This window comes from Buttiauxella gaviniae, assembly GCF_040786275.1.
GTDB lineage: Bacteria > Pseudomonadota > Gammaproteobacteria > Enterobacterales > Enterobacteriaceae > Buttiauxella > Buttiauxella gaviniae_A.
This window is the reverse complement of the sequence record NZ_JBFMVT010000002.1, coordinates 1,407,101-1,423,727: the sequence shown is the minus strand read 5'-3', so window position 1 is coordinate 1,423,727 and position 16,627 is coordinate 1,407,101. Positions and strand designations below refer to the sequence as shown.

The following is a 16,627-nucleotide window of genomic DNA, read 5'->3' as shown; positions in this document are numbered from 1 at the left end:
ATTTTATGCTGTTAACTGGATGGGGCGTGTTGTATGACACTGTTTTTAATGCGGCTACATAATCTTTAAAAATAGCGGGGCAATATAAGGAAAAGTAATCATCTTTTAGGTGAGTAAACTTGCACTAATTTTGCATTTATATGCAATGGATAAAGCTGCGCCAGAGCGATTGATCCAGGTCATCGCTAAAGTGGGCAGAAAATGGCAGGCTACATCCCTTTTACAGGGCGGCCCATCAGATTATGCAGTTACAAAAATTAGTCAATATGTTTGGTGGTGATCTTCAGCGCCGTTATGGTCATAAAGTTCATAAACTCACGCTCCACGGGGGATTTAGCTGCCCAAATCGTGATGGCACTATCGGGCGAGGCGGATGTACTTTTTGCAATGTGGCCTCTTTTGCCGATGAAACCCAACAACACCACTCTATCGCCGAGCAATTGGCTCGACAGTCGCAGCTAGTAAACCGCGCGCAACATTATCTTGCTTATTTTCAGGCGTACACCAGTACATGGGCGGAAGTTCAGGTGTTGCGTTCGATGTATCAACAAGCGGTCAGCCAGGCCAGTATTGTGGGGTTATGCGTCGGAACCCGCCCGGACTGTGTGCCTGATAGCGTGCTGGATTTACTCAGTGAATATCATGAAAAAGGCTATGAAGTCTGGCTGGAGTTAGGTTTGCAGACGGCTCATGACAAAACGCTGCATCGTATTAACCGCGGACATGATTTTGCCTGCTATCAGGAAACCACGCGCCGGGCGCGTGCACGGGGTTTGAAAGTATGTAGCCATCTGATTGTGGGTCTGCCGGGGGAAGGGCAGCCGCAATGCATGGAAACGCTGGAAAAAGTCATCGAAACCGGCGTGGACGGTATCAAAATCCATCCGCTGCATATTGTCAGTGGCAGTACGATGGCTAAAAGCTGGCAGGCAGGGCGATTGCAGGCGATTGAATTAGAAGAGTACGCCACGACTGCAGGGGAGATGATTCGCCATACGCCGCTTGATGTCGTGTTTCATCGAATTTCCGCTAATGCGCGGCGGCCTACGCTACTCGCGCCGCTGTGGTGTGAGAATCGTTGGACCGGAATGGGTGAAATCGACAAGTACCTGACACAACATGGCGCACAAGGTTCGGCACTAGGGACACCGTGGAACCCGACAATTCTGTTGCATACCCTTCACCCTTCAAGCTGCAGGGGCGTTGGCTGCACTCACTTACCCGAATCACTTACCTTAGTAAGCTCATCGGGATTATGAGCCTCATCGTGAGGCTCACCCTGCGGGCCAGCGCAAGCGCTGTTCAAATCTGCTCCAGGCAGATTTGTAGCTCCCTTGCCGCCTACCTGCAACTTGAATGCTAAAGGGTATAAATCCTGAGCGTCAGATCTTTTTGCGGTATATTTAGCTGATTGTAAGCGAGGGAAACGTTCCATGAAGCAAATCCGGTTACTGGCGCAATATTACGTTGATTTAATGGTGAAGCTCGGATTAGTGCGCTTCTCTTTGTTACTGGCCTCCGCTCTGGTGGTGTTGGCTATTGTGGTGCAAATGGCCGTGACCATGTTGTTGCGTGGTCAGGTCGAAAGCATTGATGTCGTCCGCTCTATCTTTTTTGGCCTGCTGATTACCCCCTGGGCTGTCTATTTTCTTTCCGTCGTCGTCGAGCAACTTGAAGAGTCGCGTCAAAGACTTTCCAAACTGGTACAGAAGCTTGAAGAGATGCGCGAAAGAGATTTGAAGCTTAACGTTCAGCTTAAAGACAATATCGCGCAATTAAATCAGGAGATTGCCGACCGTGTAAAAGCGGAAGATGAACGCCAAACGATGCTTGAGCAGCTCAAAATTGAAATGCAGGAGCGTGAAGAGACGCAAATCCAGCTTGAGCAACAATCGTCATTTTTACGTTCATTCCTTGATGCTTCACCGGACCTGGTTTTTTATCGTAATGAAGACAAAGAGTTTTCCGGCTGTAACCGGGCCATGGAACTGCTGACGGGCAAAAGTGAAAAGCAGCTTATCAGCCTGAAGCCGGAAGATGTTTACTCGCCAGAAGCGGCGCAGAAGGTTATTGAAACCGACGAAAAAGTCTTCCGCCATAATGTGTCGCTTACGTACGAACAGTGGCTGGATTACCCTGACGGGCGCAAAGCCTGCTTTGAAATTCGTAAAGTGCCTTATTACGATCGCGTCGGAAAACGCCACGGTTTAATGGGCTTTGGCCGTGATATTACCGAGCGTAAGCGTTATCAGGATGCGCTTGAACGCGCAAGCCGCGACAAAACCACCTTCATCTCCACCATTAGCCATGAGCTGCGCACTCCGCTTAACGGTATTGTTGGTCTGAGCCGTATCTTGCTGGATACCGAGCTGAATCCTGAACAAACAAATTACCTCAAAACCATTCATGTTTCGGCGATTACGCTCGGCAATATTTTCAACGATATTATCGACATGGATAAGCTTGAGCGCCGAAAAGTTCAGCTTGATAATCAGCCCGTTGATTTCACCAGCTTCCTCGCGGATTTGGAAAACCTCTCCGGTTTGCAGGCACAACAAAAAGGTCTGAAGTTCGAAATGAATCCGACCCTGCCGCTGCCGCATAAAGTGATAACCGATGGGACGCGCTTACGTCAGATTCTCTGGAATCTCATTAGTAATGCCGTGAAGTTCACCCCGAAAGGTGGGCTGGTGGCCGTGCGTGTGCGTTATGAAGAAGAAAATACGCTGCGCTTTGAAGTTCAGGATTCAGGGATTGGTATTCCCCAGACCGAGCAGGATAAAATCTTCGCCATGTATTATCAGGTGAAAGATAGCCAGGGCGGTAAACCGGCGACGGGTACAGGCATCGGTCTGGCGGTGTCGCGCCGTCTGGCGAAAAGTATGGGCGGCGATATTACCGTCAGCAGCGCACCTGGCGAAGGCTCGTTATTTACTCTGACAATTCAGGCACCTCGTGTTGCCGATGAAGTGGAAGATACGCTGGAAGAGGATGAAATGCCGCTGCCAGCGCTGCATGTTTTGCTGGTCGAAGACATTGAGCTCAACGTGATTGTTGCGCGTTCGGTGCTTGAAAAACTCGGCAACAGCGTGGATGTCGCAATGACGGGCAAAGAAGCGCTCGAGAAATTCACGCCAGGAGAATATGACCTGGTATTACTGGATATTCAGTTACCGGATATGACGGGCCTGGACATTTCCCGCCAGCTCACTACCCGTTACGCACGTGATGAGCTACCCCCTCTGGTAGCATTGACTGCTAACGTATTGAAAGATAAAAAAGAGTATCTGGATGCTGGCATGGATGATGTGCTAAGCAAACCTCTCGCGGTTCCGGCGTTAATGGCGATGATCCAAAAATTCTGGGACAACCAACAGTCTAAGTCTGAACAGGAGTGTCAAATGCCTCAAGTTAATAGTGAAAAGCAGCAAGCATTGCTCGATATCCCAATGCTTGAGCAATACATGGACTTAGTGGGACCTAAATTGATTACTGATGGGCTGGCGATGTTTGAAAAAATGATGCCGGGCTACCTCAATGTGCTGGACTCTAATATGACCGCTCGCGACCAAAAAGGGGTGGTAGAAGAAGGGCATAAGATTAAAGGTGCTGCGGGCTCTGTTGGCCTGCGCCATTTGCAACAAGTTGCTCAGCAAATTCAGTCACCGGACTTGCCAGCGTGGTCAGAAAATGTGGGTGAATGGATTGAAGAATTGAAGCAAGAGTGGCAGCACGATGTAGATGTCCTAAAGGCCTGGGTGGCGAACGCTCCCAAAAAATGACCCCGGATAAACCGGGGTGCGCGAATTCTGCGCCAACACCAGGGAAACAGTAGGTTGCGCCGTTGAGTTATCAGTATTTATCCAGGCGGCGCAGCCGATAATCTCGTGTGCTGCTCAGGCATTAAGATAGCAAATCTTATATAGATTGTTACGTGAATCAGTAAAATGTGTGAAGCATAGCGATCAAATTATCATAACTGATGATGATAATCGCATGACGAAAAGGAATGGCAGAATGAAGAAAATTGGTGTGGTGCTCAGTGGTTGCGGCGTCTACGACGGGAGTGAAATTCATGAGGCCGTCATTACCTTGCTGGCAATTGCCCGTTCTGGCGCACAAGCTGTATGTTTTGCACCCGATAAACCTCAAGCAGATGTAATTAATCACCTCACTAATAATGAGGCTAATGAGCATCGCAATGTGCTTGCCGAAGCTGCACGTATTACTCGCGGGGCGATCGCTCCTCTGGCCCAGGCAAATGCCAGTGAACTGGACGCGTTGATTGTTCCTGGTGGTTTTGGTGCTGCAAAAAACCTCTGCAATTTTGCCAGCAAAGGCGTTGACTGCCAGGTTGATAGCGACCTGGTTCACCTGGCCCGAGAGTGTCACGCCCAGGGTAAACCGCTTGGTTTCATCTGCATAGCCCCCGTGATGCTGCCAAAAATTTTGGAAGTGCCGGTGCGTTTGACGATCGGGACTGATATTGACACCGCAGAGTTGGTTGAAGAAATGGGTGCAGAACATGTTCCATGCCCGGTCGATGATATTGTGGTGGATGAAGAGCACAAGATTGTGACCACACCTGCTTACATGCTGGCGACGCGTATTGATGAAGCGGCTGTGGGTATCGAAAAACTGGTTTCTCGTGTCCTGGATTTGACTGCATGAAGAAAGGGCGCGTTCCGCTCTGGGGTTTCTTCAAGCGCTGGCTGATACGCGGTTTACTGGCGCTGGCAGGAATTTGGCTGGCGGGAATCATCCTGTTTAGTTTCTTGCCTGTGCCGTTTTCGGCGGTGATGGTTGAGCGTCAGTTTAGCGCCTGGTTTAGCGGTGATTTCAGCTATGTTGCGCATTCGGATTGGGTGAGCATGGATGAGATTTCACCGTGGATGGGGCTTGCGGTGATCGCTGCGGAAGATCAGAAATTCCCCGACCACTGGGGCTTCGATATGGCGGCGATTGAAAAGGCTGTTGCGCATAATGAACGTCATGAAAACCGGGTTCGTGGCGCGTCGACGCTTTCTCAGCAAACGGCCAAAAACCTGTTTCTTTGGGACGGGCGCAGCTATGTGCGCAAAGGTCTTGAGGCGGGATTAACGCTGGGTATGGAACTGGTGTGGTCTAAACGCCGAATCCTGACGGTTTATCTGAATATCGCAGAATTTGGAGAAGGTGTTTTTGGTGTAGAAGAGGCTTCACAGCGCTATTTCCATAAACCCGCAAGCCGCCTGACGGCTTCCGAAGCGGCACTTCTCGCCGCCGTATTACCGAACCCTATCCGCTTTAAAGCGAATGCACCTTCCGGATATGTGCGTCAGCGCCAGCAATGGATTTTGCGCCAGATGCGCCAGTTGGGTGGTGAATCATTTATGGCGCAGCGTGAATTGAAGTGATGGGCTAAAGAGCTGTGACATTGTAGGTTAGAGGTAATACGACATTAGTGCCTTTTGGACAAGCACAGGCAACAATATCACCTTCAAGTGCAATGGGGATATCCGCAAAAGTTTGTAGATGAGGGCCATTGGGCATAATACTACCTGCTCCTTTACAAGCCTGGCAGGAGGCCTTCATCCCTATTAATGCTACCGGGAGCCCATCAATTGTCACGGTAGTTATACCTTCCAAAATTTTCCCGCCAGTAGATGTGGGGCAAGTTTGCGTCATCATGGCTCTCATTTTTATTCCTCTTCGTCATCAGGGATTTCTACCGAACGGATAGTCAAAAAGTCCACGCTTATAGATGCCGCAGGGTCGACTTTTTGAATATCGTGAGCAAGCCAGGCAAAGATTTGTGCCGGAGCTTTATCATTTGATACCGGCATAGGTTTCTTCTGGTAAGCACAGTGGCTGTATTCCATAAATTGCTCCGCTCGTCTTAGGGTGGGAATATAAATATCAGGTGCAATGCTGGTCCGTTTTTCATTCGGGTTTGTCATGACGCTGTTTATAAACCATAACGCCTGATCTTTAACATCGTCCAGCCAACCCCAGTTGTTTTTTAATGTTTGCATGGCGAGTGTGTATTCATCCATTTTCTTTCTATCTTCCGGAATGATTCCGGGAACAATAGTTGTAGTCAGAATACTTTTTCTTTCGGTATCGAGTCTTTCAAGCTCAGTACAGTACAAATAATATTGTTTTCCAAGCCAGTCAAAATAGCTGTCAAGATGTGCATTTTGCGATTTAACACTGAGTGGTTGGTTGCCGACATTTTTTCTATAACGTGTTGCCCAGTTTTGGGCGGAATACCGTTCGATAGCGTCATTCATAAGAAAATAGTTTGCGATATCAGTATCGATTTTATCGAGGGTCTGATAATCGGGGAACGGTACGCCAGCCATATATGCACAACGATACATCTGGTGAAGTGCCACCCGGCATAATTCAGCGCTGGGTTTTTGTTCATCAGGTAATAAGCCTCCGCCTATATCCTCGCTGCTGCCCGGTAAAAGAAGTTCAGGCCATTTACCTTGTTTACCTAGAGCATAAACTCCACGCCATGGGCGTCGTTCATGGGCCGCAACTAAATGTAGAGCATTATGAATCGCGGATGGTAAAGGCGTATCCTGATCAATCGCTTTCTCCCCCAGGAAAGGGCTGATAGTTTTTCCTGTCGTCCCTGCAAGCGCGGCAAAATAGTCCATCCCGTTATTGCTACTGGCTGGCGTATGGCGGGAGCAGTCGAAGAATCCGGCAAAAATAATATTCACCGGGATTGTTTCGTAGGTATATTTTGCAGATGAGTCTTTTTGCTGTTCTTTCTGGCAAATATCGTTCAACAGATCGTCGATAAATTTGCGGGCTAATGTTGCCCCAAGGTCAAAGCCGAAGACGGAAATTGAGATGGACTTTATAGGGAGGGGGCCTTCATTATTGTTCTTTTTATAAAATTGTTTAAAGCGAGTTATTGCTGAAGAGATACGGGTGTCTACCCCAGTGATAAAGAAATCGGACATTATTTTGCTGTCACGCAACCACGGGGTGGCTTCAATGCCTACCGTGGTTGCAATTTTTCTGGTCGCACTTGATGCTATTTTTCCCAATTCGGTTGGATTGAGAAGTTTTTTCCATTGTTTATCCAGGATCTCATACCATGATGAACTAAAAAGTTCTTTTGCAGCATCTTCAGCGGCATCTTTAGGTATACCCATAGCTTCATCTTTTAATTTATCAAGGCTGCCATCCATTGCTGCATGGAGCTTAGCTGAAATCTCTTCTTTAAATGGGGTACTTAAACCTGATAAATAAAATGCGTTGTAACATATAGTGGGCGTGTTTTTATTTTGATCGGGATAGGCTCGGTACAAACGTGCGATATTACTTAGGCGGTGTTGCTTTGCATCAAGTTCAATATTTCGTCCCACGCCATCAAAGAAAAAACCAATATGCCAAGTACGGCTGCAGACACCAGTTTGATTGTCTTCATTCTGCTGTGCCTGATTAGCACTGGCGATGATTTGTTCTTTATTCATTTATTTTTCCTCTGATTTGCATAGTTGGCGCGTTTTTCATAGGGCGACCATGCATCGGCACTCCAGCCGAGTTTGACTTCATCATTTGGCAGGAAATGGACATGTAGGTTGTCCTCTCCCCATTCTCGCTTTGGCAGTGGCATTGTTTTATGGCGCGTTTCTTTACGTAAGCCTGCATCATACTGTGCCCGGGTTGTACTGAGCGTCCATATAACCTCTGCGGTATCGCCGCTGATACTTCCGCAGCAGGTCAGTTTTCCGCCCCCATGGGCGAAGGCATTACCACCCGCCACACCGTTCACGCTAAATCCCAGAATGGGGCGATCCAGCTCGCTGTGAATAATGAGTGCTACCCCACCGGTCGGTGGCCCATAAAACACTGCCCAGGCGAGATTCAGGCACCAAGCCAGCGCCAGTAATATCAGTCCGCCGAATAACCAGCGGCACCAGCGTGCCCAGAAACGGTGTAGAGCAGCATCTGTTTTTTCGAGACGGGAGAGCAGGCTCATGGTTTTTCACACACCTGACTTAAATAAGCCCGGATAGTTATTTTTTCCTTATTCATCTATTTTCCTTTGATTTGCATAGTGGGTACGTTTTTCATAGGGCGACCATGCATCGGCACTCCAGCCGAGTTTGACTTCGTCATTTGGCAGGAAATGGACATGAAGATAATCTTCTCCCCATTCTCGCTTTGGCAGTGGCATTGTTTTATGGCGTGTTTCTTTACGTAAGCCTGCATCATACTGTGCCCGGGTTGTACTGAGCATCCATATAACCTCTGCGGCATCGCCGCTGATACTGCCGCAGCAGGTCAGTTTTCCGCCACCGTGGGCGAAGGCGTTACCACCCGCCACACCGTTCACGCTAAATCCCAGAATGGGGCGATCCAGCTCACTGTGAATAATTAGCCGCACGCCACCCGTCGGTGGCCCATAAAATACTGCCCATGCGAGATTCAGGCACCAGGCCAGCACCAGTAATATCAGCCCGCCGAATAACCAGCGGCACCAGCGTGCCCAGAAAAGGTGTAGAGCAGCATCTGTTTTTTCGAGACGGGAGAGCAGGCTCATGGTTTTTCACACACCTGACTTGAATAAGCCCGGATAGTTATTTTTTCCTTATTCATTTATTTCTTTCCCTTTATTATTTTGGTTCCCGGGTAAATAATATTTTTCCTTAGGCCATGGATGGATAAAACCTTCACCCCACCACAAACGTACGTTGTCATTTGGCAAAAAATAAACATGAAGATAATCCTCTCCCCATTCTCGTTTTGGCAGTGGCATTGTTTTATGGCGCGTTTCAAGGCGCATACCCTTCATATACTGCGCATGGGTAATATCTAATTCCCAGATAACCTCTGCGGTATCGCCGCTGATGCTGCCGCAGCAGGTCAAAGCGCCCCCACCATGTGCGAAAGCATTTCCACCGGCCACACCGTTCACGCTAAATCCCAGAATTGGGCGATCCAGCTCACTGTGAATAATAAGCCGCACGCCACCCGTCGGTGGCCCATAAAACACTGCCCAGGCGAGATTCAGGCACCAGGCCAGCACCAGTAATATCAGCCCGCCGAATAACCAGCGGCACCAGCGTGCCCAGAAACGATGTAGAGCAGCATCTGTTTTTTCGAGACGGGAGAGCAGGCTCATTCATTTTCCTGTAGCAAAGCTTCTGCCAGCGTTATTTTATTGTTGATGACATTATTCAGTGCTAACGACATTGCTTCTGAGTGAATGGATTGATTACCACCGCTCAGGTAATGGAGGGCATAGATTTTTTTATCTATTGGCAATACAAGACCTGCTTGCTTAGCCTTGTCTAAAGCCTTACGCACGATTGCGCGCTGGGAACATATTGGGAAGTGACTGCTTTGTGGTTGTTGCTGCCATACTTTTAATAATGCAGTCACTTCGTGATCTCCAGAGAGAGCACTCCACAATTCATTGTCCAGAATAACAATGTTTTGTTTGACGCAAGGTGGTGCATTATTTGATCTCGGTAGGAACAATACTTTCCAGCGCTGTTTTTCTGTGGATATATACCAGCTTTCAATTCCGTTAAAGAGTTCAGGATGCCAGCTTAAATCATTGCGAAGAGCCAGATGCTGTAATGCATCTGGTGTATAAAATCGTAGGAGAGTTCCTGTTTTTTCAGGTGATTGTACAACGCATCCCCAGGAAAGTTGTTCTGCCAATTGGGGGAGAAGCAGATCTGACCAAATAATACCGCGCAGCACACCTTGTTGTTCCAGAATATTCGGGATGGTGTCATCAGTCTGTGCTATTTGTATCAGCCACGGCCCTACGGCAACCAGATGCTCCAGTTGTGGATGCACAAAAAGCGTTCTCATTTTTCCATCTGCCAACTCGCAGACTTGCCGAAGGGCTTTGTTATCTAATAATCCCGCCTCGAATAACACGAAGCATGACTTCGATGAAGCTTGACTTATATTCATCGCCAGCAGTTCAGATAGTTGCATAGCATTATTCTCCGCTCACTAAAGCCGTATCTGCCTTCATGGCATTGATCAGACATTCCTGGCAGATTTCTTCTTTTAATTCTGGCCGAGCCACGTTATCGGGTGACCCGGCCTCATTTTTTCCCGGCGTAAGTTTTCCCTGAGAAGGTTGAAGTTCGTCTGGAAGTTGCCCATTCCAGGCAGTGCCTTTGCCTGGGGCACCGCTACCCATATTAACGATGGCGCTGGTCTGAATACCGCTGGCATCAATCTTGATGAAATTACCACCCGCTTGTAGCGTCAATTCGCTCCCGGCTTCAAGAATGACTTTGCTACCCGCTTTAACGTGATATTCATTACCGTTGACTATCAGCATGTTATCTTCGGTTTTGATATGGAGAGTTTGAGAAACAGTGAGCGAATAATCTTCTTTTACCAGGTCACGTTTTTCACTTTCGACACGTAAATGATTTTCTCCTTTAACGTGCATTAACTGGTTTTCACCTACCCAGAACGCATCGCGATTATTGACGATCCGGTTCATGTCCTTCTGGGCATGCATCGACAGCAGCTCCAGGTTTGTCTCATCCTCGAACATCAGCTCGTTGTAGCCGCTGCCTTTGTAGGTCTGGGAGCGGATAGCCATCTGCGTTCGGGTGCCCGGCAGGTCGCCCGGGGCGCGGTTACCGGCATGGTAGGTGCGCCCGGTGATAATCGGCTGGTCCGGGTCGCCGTTGAGGAAATCGACAATCACTTCCTGGCCGACGCGCGGGATAGCGATGTTGCCGAACCCGGCGCCCGCCCACGCCTGTGAAACGCGTATCCAGCACGAGCTTTTCGCATCCGCCTGGTTGTAGCGGTCCCAGGCAAATTTCACCCGCACGCGTCCGTGCTCGTCGCAGAAGATTTCTTCCCCCGGCGGGCCGGTGACGATGGCGCTTTGCGGGCCGTCGACCCGCGGTTTGAGAGGGGGCTGTGCGCGCCAGGTCTGAACGGCGGGGATGACGCTGAAGCTGTTGGTGAGCGTGGTGCCCTGGCCTTCGCTGCCGGTGAGCGCCTGCGGCTGGCTGCCGGTTAACTGACAGGACACCACCTGCCACAGGTCGTTGAGGTCTGCGCGCGGGTGGTCCGTCAGGCTGAAGCAGCGCCCCGGCTGGAGCTGGGGCGAGTTGCTGGTGCCGGTGGCGTAGTCCACGTCGCTGCGCCAGCCTTCCACCTGATATTTCGCAAAGTCTGCCCCGCGCTGCGCGTCCTTGAAACGCCCCGGGTAGTCAAAAATCTCATACACCGCCCGCTGGTTGGGCATCTCCGACGGGCGGTGATTAAACTGCCCGGGCCAGAGGGGGGCCTTAAAGGTGTAGTCCTGCGTGGTGACCTGGGCCGGGCGGATTTGTGCGCGGCGGCAGAAACTGTTGATGCAGTAGCGGCTGGATTCACTGGCGCCGTTGGGGTTGTACGGCAGCGGGTCGAGTCTGCGCAGCACGCGGCTGTCATCGGCGAAGGTCAGTTTCTGCAGGTTGCGCTCCAGATATTTTTCCTCGCAGAAGAAAATCCCCTCTTCGGCGGCCAGCCGGGCGATGAAATCGAAGTCGGTTTCCTGGTACTGGACGCAGAACTCGCGGAAAGGGTGCGGGCGGCGGAACAGCGCGTCGTGGGTGAGCACGCCCGTCTCTTTAAGCAGCGTCTGAAAGATGGCACGGATATCGACATTCTGGAAGCTACGGCAGTTCTGCCGCTGGCTGCTGCGCCAGAGCTCCGGGCGCAGGGTTATGTGATACAGCGTCTGGTGTCTGCCGGTGTTGCCCTGCTCGCAGAAGGTCACGATGCCGCGCAGGCGGCGCTTAATCTCCTCGCCCTGCCAGATAATCAGCGTCCCCCCCTGGTCGAGGACTTTACGGAATTCCAGGGCCGGGTTGCTGCTGGCGAGGGTCAGCTCAAGGCGAAACAGGGAAGAGAGGGACTGGGTGAGCTGAAAGTCCACCACGGCAAAGGTGTCATCCGGGGTCCGCCCGGCGATAAAGGTAAAGCGGGTGCCGTCACTGGCCATAGTGTTTTCCTTTAGCTTGCTCTGGTATTTATTTAATAACTGACTTTAGGGGAAATATATATTTTATGAATATAAATAAAATCAACTAATTAGCTAATGTTAAACCCATGAAGGTGGAAAGCAATAATTAATATTGTCCTGATGTGAACTTATTATTAATTAATAGAGTGTTGAAAAAGTTGGGTTCTAATAAAAATATGGAATGTAGAAAAGGGGGTATACGACCCCAGGCAAGTTATTTGCTGGGGTTATAATGAAGGTATTAGAGGGGGATTTGAGGCGAACTTAATCTTCATCAAAACCAGCATTAAACAACGCGATAACCGCGTTCAATGCTTGTTCTTCTTCGGGTCCAGTGACTTCAATTTCAATGTGACCCCCTTTGGCAGAATCCAGCATCAACAGAGCAATCACGCTATTAGCTTCTGCCTCAGTGCCCGCTTCGTTGCGCAGCATCACCTCGGCATCAAAACTTTGCACCAGTTCGAACAGTTTCATGGCCGGGCGTGCATGCATGCCCAGCTTGTTGGTTATCTCAACGGTTTGTTTTACGGTCATGTTTTACGTTTTTCCAGCGTACGGTGACGGGACTGCACGTTTTTACCGCGAGAGCGGAAATAGTCTGCCAGCTGTTCAGCTATATAAACCGAACGGTGTTTGCCACCGGTACAACCAATTGCCACTGTCAGGTAGCTGCGGTTGTTGGTTTCCAGCATAGGTAACCATAGCTCAAGATAGCTGCGCGTCTGGTAGATAAAGTTGTGCACTTCGGTGTGACGGTCGAGGAACGCGGCAACAGGCCTGTCCAGACCGGTCATCGGGCGCAGTTTTGGGTCCCAGTGCGGGTTTGGCAGGAAACGTACATCGAAGACGTAGTCCGCATCAATCGGAATACCGTGCTTAAAGCCGAAGGATTCGAACACCATTGTTAGTTCGCGCTCGCGTTTTCCGAGCAGGCGAGTCCGCAGCATTTCAGCGAGTTCATGCACCGACATTTCAGACGTATCGATGATCAGGTCGGCTCTGGATTTTAGCGGTTCCAGCAGATCGCTTTCTTCGTCAATCGCGCTTTCCAGCGAAAGATTTTTGCTCGAAAGTGGGTGCAAACGACGGGTATCGCTATAACGACGGATCAGCGTGTTACGATCGGCGTCGAGGAATAATAATTGTGGCGAAAATGTGTCAGGCAGGTTGGACATCGCCTGTTCAAAAATTTCTGGGTTTTCCGGCATGTTGCGCACATCAATGCTGACTGCCGCAGAAATTTGTCGTTCTGCGAGAGTTTTGGCAAGATCAGGCAACAGCACCACTGGCAGGTTATCTACGCAGTAGAATCCCATATCTTCTAGTGCACGCAAGGCTACAGACTTCCCTGAACCAGAGCGGCCGCTGACAATCATCAGCACCATGTCATCACTCCCCTAACTTCTCAAGCTGCGGCAACCCCATGACCACAGCCAGATTATTCACTTTCACTACCTTGTTCGGTTTCGGTAATGATCTGATAAAGCTCTTCATCGCTCTGCGCGGTGCGCAGGCGTCGGCAAATTGTTTTGTCCGCCAGACGTTTTGCCACCAGAGATAAGGTATGTAAATGCGTTTTTGTTTGATCCGCAGGAACCAACAGGGCAAACATCAGATCTACCGGCTGATTATCAATGGCGTCAAACGCGATAGGGGTTTCCAGCTTGATAAAGACCCCAACGGCACGAGTGGTATCTTCTTCCAGTTTCCCATGAGGAATGGCGATACCATTTCCGATACCGGTACTGCCCATGCGTTCACGCGTCAGCACGGCCTCGAAGACCACTTGTGGCGGTAGCCCGAGCTGCTTTGCCGCCAGCTCACTGATGATTTCCAGTGCGCGTTTTTTACTCTGGCAATGTACGTTGGTACGCGTACATTCCTGGTTCAGGACATTACTTAGTTGTAGAGCAGAATCGTTGTTCATCATAAGTTCACCTAAGCACCCTGTTATGCTAACGGCCCGTTACACCAGGTAACGAGCCGTAGATGCCGAAACAGTTGCTCGGATTATCAGTGTTGTTTTAGTTTATCTTTATGTTTGGTTAACTGGCGCGCCAGTTTATCAATCAGACCATCAATTGCCGCATACATATCCTGGCCATCAGCGCTGGCATGAATTTCTCCGCCATTCACATGGAGTGTTGCATCGGCAATGTGTGTGACCTTTTCCACCTTTAACACAATGTAGACCTGGTTAATTCTTTCGAAGTACTGCTCCAGTTTGGCAAACTTCGTACTCACAAAATCGCGCAGTGCGTCAGTGATTTCGACGTTATGTCCTGTAATGTTGAGCTGCATAGTGTCTTCCTTATCGGTTAGGTCACACCAGTTGTTTACGCTGGTTTGACGGTGGTATGGATAAAGACTCTCGGTACTTCGCAACAGTGCGGCGTGCCACCATGATCCCCTGATCGGATAGCATAGTCGTTAACTTACTATCACTCAGAGGTTTCGCAGGATTTTCCGCCGCGATTAACTTCTTAACCAGTGCTCGGATCGCCGTTGAGGAAGCTTCGCCACCCCCTTCGGTATTCACATGGCTTGAGAAGAAATACTTCAATTCAAAAATGCCGCGCGGGCTATGCAAATACTTTTGCGTCGTCACACGGGAAATGGTCGATTCATGCATTTCGACCACTTGCGCGATATCCGCAAGAACCATGGGTTTCATGTGTTCTTCGCCATGCTCGAAAAAGCCTTGCTGTTGTTCAACGATGCAACGGCTGACGCGCAGCAGCGTATCATTGCGGCTTTCAAGGCTTTTAATCAACCATTTCGCTTCTTGCAGGTTACTGCGAATAAATTGCGAATCGCTGTCATTGCGGGCGTTGGTGCCCATCGCTGCGTACTGCTGATTTATTTTCAGACGCGGAATACTGTCTGCGTTGAGTTCTACAGTCCAGCGGCCGTGAAGCTTTTTGACCAGAATATCGGGAATCACGTATTCGGGTTCACTCGTCTGAATGGACTGGCCTGGACGTGGATCCAGAGACTGAATCAGGCACATTGCTTCTTTCAGGACTTCTTCTTTCAGACGCGTGACGCGCATCAAGCTACGGAAGTCATGATTGGCGAGCAAATCTAAATGATCGCTTACGATCAGGCGAGCTTCTGCCAGCCACGGTGTTTCGCGGCTGAATTGTGAAAGTTGGATCAACAAGCAATCGCGCAAATCGCGAGCCGCGACGCCGACCGGGTCGAAACGCTGCACGCGTTTAAGAACGGCTTCCACTTCGTCGAGGGTGATTTCGTCATCACCCATGCTTTCCAGAATTTCTTCAAGCGAAACCGTGAGATAACCCATCTCGTCTACGGCATCGACAATAGACGTGGCGATAGCGGTGTCGGTGTCAGAAAACGGAGTGAGATCGACTTGCCACATCAGATAGTCCTGAAGTGACTGCGTTGTTTCTCCCTGATACACCGGCAATTCGTCGTCAATGTAATCTGTTCCAGTGCCCGATGGCGTACCCGCGGTATAGATTTCATCCCAACTGGTATCCAGCGGTAACTCGTCAGGCATCTCTTTTTGTTCGAGCGCCTCGCGAGTGTCTAATGCTTCAATTTCACGAACTTCCTGAGTATCAATTTCATCATGCAGATCGGTTTGCTCAAGCAGGGGGTTACTTTCCAGTGCTTGCTGAAGTTCTTGCTGTAGCTCTAACGTCGATAGTTGCAACAGACGAATCGCCTGCTGCAACTGGGGAGTCATAGCAAGTTGTTGGCTAAGCCGTAATTGCAAACCTTGCTTCATATTCAGAGCGAGCGTCCTCAGGTGTATACTCGTCATACTTCGAACTGCAGGGGCTTTGTCTGCACTCCCTTGCCGCCTACCTGCAACTCGAATTATTTAGAGTATAAATATTATGATCTTTCCTACCCTATCAGAGTCTGAACTCTTCGCCCAGATACACGCGCTTCACATGCTCGTCTTCCAGGATCTCAGCTGGCGTACCATGGGCGATTAAATGGCCCTGGCTTACGATGTAGGCGCGTTCACAAACCGCCAACGTTTCGCGTACGTTATGGTCCGTAATCAGCACACCGAGCCCGCTGTCTCGCAAATGTTCGATGATTCGTTTGATGTCGATAACGGAGATGGGGTCAACACCTGCAAAAGGTTCATCCAAAAGAATAAATTTTGGATTTGCAGCTAAAGCGCGGGCGATTTCTACACGACGACGCTCACCGCCGGACAAAGACTGCCCGAGGTTATTGCGCAAATGTTCGATGTGAAACTCTTCCATCAGCTCGTTAGCGCGATCATCGCGCTGTTCAGCGGTGAGGTCGTCGCGGATTTGCAGGACGGCCATCAGGTTATCGAACACGCTCAGGCGGCGGAAAATTGACGCCTCTTGCGGCAAATAGCCGATACCACGGCGAGCACGCGCATGAAGCGGCAGCAGGCTGATGTCTTCGTCATCAATAATGATATTGCCTGCATCACGCGGAACAATGCCGACTACCATGTAAAAAGTGGTGGTTTTCCCTGCGCCGTTAGGGCCCAGTAAGCCAACAATTTCACCGGACTTCACGGTCAAACTGACATCTTCGACAACGCGACGGCCTTTGTAGGCTTTAGCGAGGTTCTTTGCAATTAAAGTTGCCATAACG

The 16,627-nt window shown here is 49.8% G+C and carries 17 protein-coding genes; 4 read left to right on the top strand and 13 right to left on the bottom strand.

Annotated features, from left to right (window positions below; all coding sequences use genetic code 11):
• The first annotated feature begins 242 nt into the window (after nt 1-242).
• From AB1E22_RS07170 to mtgA, 4 genes are all read left to right on the top strand, one after another.
• Nucleotides 243-1,259, top strand: a complete 1,017-nt coding sequence (locus AB1E22_RS07170; protein ID WP_367594727.1) for a TIGR01212 family radical SAM protein — start codon at nt 243-245, stop codon at nt 1,257-1,259.
• A gap of 174 nt (nt 1,260-1,433) precedes the next feature.
• The gene (gene arcB / locus AB1E22_RS07165; RefSeq protein ID WP_367594726.1) at nt 1,434-3,782 is read left to right on the top strand and encodes an aerobic respiration two-component sensor histidine kinase ArcB; all 2,349 of its coding nucleotides are present in this window, start codon (nt 1,434-1,436) and stop codon (nt 3,780-3,782) included.
• A gap of 235 nt (nt 3,783-4,017) precedes the next feature.
• Nucleotides 4,018-4,671, top strand: a complete 654-nt coding sequence (gene elbB, locus AB1E22_RS07160) for an isoprenoid biosynthesis glyoxalase ElbB (RefSeq protein ID WP_367594725.1) — start codon at nt 4,018-4,020, stop codon at nt 4,669-4,671.
• A complete protein-coding gene (mtgA, locus tag AB1E22_RS07155) occupies nt 4,668-5,396 on the top strand; it encodes a monofunctional biosynthetic peptidoglycan transglycosylase (protein WP_367594724.1) in 729 nt (242 codons plus the stop codon). Before elbB ends, mtgA begins: the two co-directional genes overlap by 4 nt.
• A 4-nt stretch (nt 5,397-5,400) precedes the next feature.
• Here the strand turns inward: mtgA and AB1E22_RS07150 are convergent, their stop codons facing one another.
• The 13 genes from AB1E22_RS07150 to lptB form a co-directional block, all read right to left on the bottom strand.
• Nucleotides 5,401-5,670 (bottom strand): PAAR domain-containing protein, encoded by a 270-nt coding sequence (locus AB1E22_RS07150; RefSeq protein WP_367594723.1) that lies wholly within the window; start codon nt 5,668-5,670, stop codon nt 5,401-5,403.
• Nucleotides 5,671-5,681: 11 nt separating this feature from the next.
• Nucleotides 5,682-7,475: a hypothetical protein gene (locus tag AB1E22_RS07145; RefSeq protein ID WP_367594722.1), complete on the bottom strand. Its 1,794-nt coding sequence runs from the start codon at nt 7,473-7,475 to the stop codon at nt 5,682-5,684.
• Nucleotides 7,472-7,984 (bottom strand): DUF3304 domain-containing protein, encoded by a 513-nt coding sequence (locus AB1E22_RS07140; RefSeq protein ID WP_367594721.1) that lies wholly within the window; start codon nt 7,982-7,984, stop codon nt 7,472-7,474. Before AB1E22_RS07140 ends, AB1E22_RS07145 begins: the two co-directional genes overlap by 4 nt.
• 48 nt (nt 7,985-8,032) lie before the next feature.
• A complete protein-coding gene (locus AB1E22_RS07135) occupies nt 8,033-8,548 on the bottom strand; it encodes a DUF3304 domain-containing protein (protein ID WP_367594720.1) in 516 nt (171 codons plus the stop codon).
• A 48-nt stretch (nt 8,549-8,596) separates the two neighbouring features.
• Nucleotides 8,597-9,130 carry a DUF3304 domain-containing protein gene (locus tag AB1E22_RS07130; RefSeq protein WP_367594719.1) on the bottom strand — a complete coding sequence of 178 codons (534 nt, stop codon included), beginning with the start codon at nt 9,128-9,130 and terminating at the stop codon, nt 8,597-8,599.
• The gene (locus AB1E22_RS07125; RefSeq protein ID WP_367594718.1) at nt 9,127-9,960 is read right to left on the bottom strand and encodes a DUF4123 domain-containing protein; all 834 of its coding nucleotides are present in this window, start codon (nt 9,958-9,960) and stop codon (nt 9,127-9,129) included. Before AB1E22_RS07125 ends, AB1E22_RS07130 begins: the two co-directional genes overlap by 4 nt.
• Nucleotides 9,961-9,964: 4 nt before the next feature.
• Nucleotides 9,965-11,986: a type VI secretion system Vgr family protein gene (locus AB1E22_RS07120; protein WP_367594717.1), complete on the bottom strand. Its 2,022-nt coding sequence runs from the start codon at nt 11,984-11,986 to the stop codon at nt 9,965-9,967.
• A gap of 285 nt (nt 11,987-12,271) precedes the next feature.
• The gene (gene npr / locus AB1E22_RS07115) at nt 12,272-12,544 is read right to left on the bottom strand and encodes a PTS phosphocarrier protein NPr (protein ID WP_064543100.1); all 273 of its coding nucleotides are present in this window, start codon (nt 12,542-12,544) and stop codon (nt 12,272-12,274) included.
• A complete protein-coding gene (rapZ, locus tag AB1E22_RS07110) occupies nt 12,541-13,395 on the bottom strand; it encodes an RNase adapter RapZ (RefSeq protein ID WP_324116738.1) in 855 nt (284 codons plus the stop codon). Before rapZ ends, npr begins: the two co-directional genes overlap by 4 nt.
• 53 nt (nt 13,396-13,448) lie before the next feature.
• The gene (gene ptsN / locus AB1E22_RS07105; protein ID WP_367594716.1) at nt 13,449-13,940 is read right to left on the bottom strand and encodes a PTS IIA-like nitrogen regulatory protein PtsN; all 492 of its coding nucleotides are present in this window, start codon (nt 13,938-13,940) and stop codon (nt 13,449-13,451) included.
• Nucleotides 13,941-14,023: 83 nt separating this feature from the next.
• A complete protein-coding gene (gene hpf / locus AB1E22_RS07100) occupies nt 14,024-14,311 on the bottom strand; it encodes a ribosome hibernation promoting factor (RefSeq protein ID WP_367594715.1) in 288 nt (95 codons plus the stop codon).
• A gap of 22 nt (nt 14,312-14,333) precedes the next feature.
• Nucleotides 14,334-15,767, bottom strand: coding sequence for an RNA polymerase factor sigma-54 (gene rpoN / locus AB1E22_RS07095; RefSeq protein WP_367597346.1), 1,434 nt, complete (start codon nt 15,765-15,767; stop codon nt 14,334-14,336).
• 130 nt (nt 15,768-15,897) lie between these two features.
• Entirely contained in the window at nt 15,898-16,623 is a 726-nt protein-coding gene (lptB, locus tag AB1E22_RS07090; protein ID WP_367594714.1) for an LPS export ABC transporter ATP-binding protein, read from the bottom strand.
• Between the last annotated feature and the right edge of the window lie 4 nt (nt 16,624-16,627).